The sequence below is a fragment of the Thermoanaerobaculia bacterium genome (assembly GCA_018057705.1).
Classification (GTDB): Bacteria; Acidobacteriota; Thermoanaerobaculia; order Multivoradales; family JAGPDF01; genus JAGPDF01.
The window spans coordinates 1-3,565 of the sequence record JAGPDF010000002.1 but is presented as its reverse complement, the minus strand read 5'-3'; the positions used below and the strand labels follow the sequence as shown (position 1 = coordinate 3,565).

The 3,565-nt window shown below is 67.6% G+C and carries 4 protein-coding genes; 1 reads left to right on the top strand and 3 read right to left on the bottom strand.

Translation table 11 applies throughout. The features are described from left to right. The 3 genes from KBI44_00730 to KBI44_00720 all read right to left on the bottom strand — a co-directional run. Positions 1-936, bottom strand: a 936-nt coding sequence (locus KBI44_00730) for an ABC transporter permease (GenBank protein MBP9142980.1), incomplete at its 3' end; no start/stop codon positions are given. Then, a complete protein-coding gene (locus KBI44_00725; protein MBP9142979.1) occupies positions 933-1,619 on the bottom strand; it encodes an ABC transporter ATP-binding protein in 687 nt (228 codons plus the stop codon). The genes KBI44_00730 and KBI44_00725, both read right to left, overlap by 4 nt. Before the next feature lie 88 nt (positions 1,620-1,707). Beyond that, positions 1,708-2,964 (bottom strand): efflux RND transporter periplasmic adaptor subunit, encoded by a 1,257-nt coding sequence (locus KBI44_00720; GenBank protein MBP9142978.1) that lies wholly within the window; start codon positions 2,962-2,964, stop codon positions 1,708-1,710. A gap of 302 nt (positions 2,965-3,266) precedes the next feature. Here KBI44_00720 and KBI44_00715 point away from each other — a divergent pair. After that, a partial coding sequence (locus KBI44_00715) for a hypothetical protein (protein ID MBP9142977.1) occupies positions 3,267-3,565 on the top strand: 299 nt, incomplete at its 3' end.

The window sequence follows — 3,565 nt, the reverse complement described above, 5'->3', positions numbered from 1 at the left end:
GGCGAGCACCAGGGCGAGCACCTGGCCGCCGTTGAAGCCGAGCGTCTTCAGCACCGCGAGCTCGTTGGTGCGCTCACGCACCGACTGCGCCATGGTGTTGCCGGCCACCAGCAGCATGGTGAAGAAGACCGCCGTCAGGATGCCGGTGATGATCGCGCCGATGTCGCCCATCTGCTTGGCGAACGACTGCATGAACGCCTTCTCGGTCGAGGTCGAGCTCTCGGCGGTCGAGTTCTCGAACAGGGCATCGATGCGCTGGGCGACGTTCGCCGAGTCCTTCGGATCGCCGACGCGCGTGATGAACCATCCCACCTGCCCCTTGCCGCCTCGACGAGCCTCGTCGAAGTAGTCGTAGCGGAAGAGGAACTGCGACGTGTCGACCGCCTTGTCTTCTGCGGTGTAGATACCGCGGATGTTGAATTCCCAGACGCGTGAGCCGTCGGTCTTCGGCCACGCCGCCTGCAGCGGAATCCGGTCGCCGATCTTCCAGCCGAGACGATCCGCGGTCACCTTGCCGACGATCGCTCCCTGGCGATCCTCGAGCCAGCCCTTCCACTCGTCGGGCGTGAGTTTGAACTCCGGGTACATCCTCATGTACTCCTCGGGCACCACCGGGAACTGGCTCACGCCCTGGAAGCCCTTCGACGCATTCTGGTAGATGGCGCCGAACCAGCTCGCATGGGTCGCTTCCTTCACGCCCGGAACCTGGCGGATCTTCTCGAGATAGGCGATCGGGAACGGCTGGATGATGCTGATCTTGTTGATCGACATGAGCCGGTCCTGCCCTGCCACGTCGATGCCGAAAGCGAACGCGGCGCGGATGGCGACGAGGTAGGCGAACAGCACGAAGGCGATGCCGATCGACATCAGCGTGAAGAGCGTCCGCAGGCGCTTGCGGCGGAGGTTGCTCCACAGCAGGGGGAGGTATTTGTTCATGCGGCGACCTCCCGCACGAGCTGCCCCTTGTCGAGGTGGAGCGTCCGTGTCGCGCGGTCGGCCGCGTGCGGATCGTGGGTCACCATGATGATGGTCTTGCCCTGCTCGCGGTTCAGGGCTTGCAGGAGGTTCAGGATCTCGTCGCCGCTCTTCCTGTCGAGGTCGCCGGTCGGCTCGTCGCAGAGAAGAAGCGTCGGGTCGGTGACGATGGCGCGCGCGATGCCGACGCGCTGCTCCTGGCCGCCGGAGAGCTGCCGGGGGTAGTGCTTCATGCGATCGGCGAGCCCGACGACGGAGAGGGCGGTGGCGACACTCTTCTTGCGCGCGGTGCCCCCGAGCTTGGTCAGCAGCAGCGGCAGCTCGACGTTCCGCTCGGCGGTCAGCGCCGGCAGGAGGTTGTACATCTGGAAGACGAAGCCGATGTGGCTCGCCCGCCAGGCGGCGAGCTTGCCCTCCGAGAGCTCGTCGATGCGCACGCCCCCGACCTCGACGATGCCCGAGGTCGGCCGGTCGAGGCCGCCGATCAGGTTGAGGAGCGTCGACTTGCCGGAGCCCGACGGCCCCATCAGGGCGAGGAACTCGCCCTTGGCGACGCTCATGTCGAGCCCTTCGAGCACTTCGATCTTCTCGCTGCCGCGAACGAAGGTCTTCTTGACGCCGCGCACACTGACCAGGGTTTCCATGTTCTCTCCCTTGCTGAGTCGAACTGAGCGAGCTCGGTAATCGGAACGAGTGGAACGAGCGAAACGAGCTGAACGGGGCGCGGAGCGCCTATTCGGTTTTCATCTCCCGCACGCGGGCGCCGGCGGCCAGCGTCTCCGGTCCTTCGATCACGACCTTCTCTCCGGCGCGAAGTCCGGCGGTCACCTCCGCCATGTCGCCGGTGCCCAGGGCGACGCTCACCGCGCGCCGCTCGAGGTCCCCCTCCGGGCCGACGATGAAGACGATCTTGCCGCCGCCGCTGTCGCCGTCCCGGATCGCCGAGCGCGGCACCCGCACCGTCCGGCTCGCCGCGCTGCCACCTGCGGCGGCGCCAGACGCGCTCTCGTCGGCAAGGAACGCCACCTTGACGCCCATGTCGGGGAGGATCCGCGGATCGAGCTCGTCGAAGCCGATGCGCACCTTGACCGTCGCCTTGTCGCGATCGGCCGACGGGATGACGGTGATGAGATGAGCGGGGAACGGCGCCTCCGGATAGGCATCGAGCGTCGCCCGCACCTTCTGTCCGGCGGTGACCCGCTGCAGGTACGACTCGTTGACATCGACCTCGATCTCGAGCGACGCCATGTCGACGATGGTCGAGATGCCGGTGCGGGTGAAGCCACCGCCGGCCGAGACCGGCGAGACCATCTCGCCCGGCTGGGCGTCCTTGGAGATCGCGACGCCTGCAAACGGCGCGCGGATGACGGTGTCATCGAGAAGTTGGCGGAGGATCGCGGCGCTGCGTCGCGCCACTTCGACGTCGCCTCGCTGGCGCGCGAGGCGCGCGTCGAGACTCTCGGCCTGCGCCTCGGCGGTGTCGAGCGCCGCCTGCGAGGAGACGCCGCCTGCGGTCAGCTGGCGGTTCCTCTCGAGGTCCTTCTTCGCCAGGGTGAGATTGGCCTCGGTCTCGGCGAGCGACTTCTCGGCCGCTCCGAGCTGCGCCTGGGCGAGGTCGAGCTCGAGCCGCGCCTGGCGATCGTCGAGCCGCGCGAGAACCTGGCCGGCTTCGACCTTCATCCCCTCCTCGACCAGAATCTCCGCCACTTTGCCGGTGATCTTCGACGATACGGTCGCCTGTCGCCGCGCGGTGACATAGCCCGAAGCATTCAGGACCGCCGCGGGACCCGAGCCGGAGGCCGTTTCGGCGGCGAGCGCCGTGCGCACCGGCGTCGCCCGCGGACGCAGGAAGAAGCCGCCCACCGATCCGAGCGCGATCAGGGCGAGGACAATCCAGAGCCACTTCTTTCCACGACCTTCCTCGGCGTCGTTGTCGCCGCTGCGGTCGATCTTGAGTGAGGCGAGCTGATCCTTCAGATCCTGCGCCATGCAAATCCTCCGTGTTGCTGGAACAAACTACGATATCGCACCAATTTCGTCCCCCATCCACCGGCAAACGCCGGTCCGTCACCGGCAAGCCGCGCGTCGTTCAGAAGCTCTGGCGGACAAAACAGGGACAGTCCCCATTTCTAGGCTAGCTGCGAGGGTGGGGGCACTCCGGCAGTCGGGAATCCAGGGTGGGCGACCACGCTTCAAATAGGAGCCCGCCCTGGATTCCCGACTACCGGAGTGCCCCTGCGCGGCATCGGTCCCTCTCCCCAACCCCCATCCCCCGCGCTAGGCTCCCCCCCATGCGCCCGACCTCCCTGCTGCTCGCCCTCGCCCTCGCCGCCCCCGCTGTCGCACTTGCCACGCCCATCGCGCCCACCGCCGATCCCGCCTGCGACCTCCTGATCACCAACGGCCGCGTCGTCGACGGCACCGGCGCCCCCTGGTTCCGCGCCGACGTCTGCGTCGCCGATGGCCGGATCAACGCGATTCAGTCCCCGGGCAAGCTCGCCAAGCGCGAGGCCAAGCGTCGCATCGACGCCACGAATCTCGTCGTCGCCCCCGGCTTCATCGACCTCCTCGGCCAGTCGGAGTACTCGGT

Coding starts and splice junctions, on each gene's coding strand:
- KBI44_00725 (MBP9142979.1), bottom strand. CDS start 1,619: ATGGAAACCCTGGTCAGTGTGCGCGGCGTCAAGAAGACCTTCGTTCGC.
- KBI44_00720 (MBP9142978.1), bottom strand. CDS start 2,964: ATGGCGCAGGATCTGAAGGATCAGCTCGCCTCACTCAAGATCGACCGC.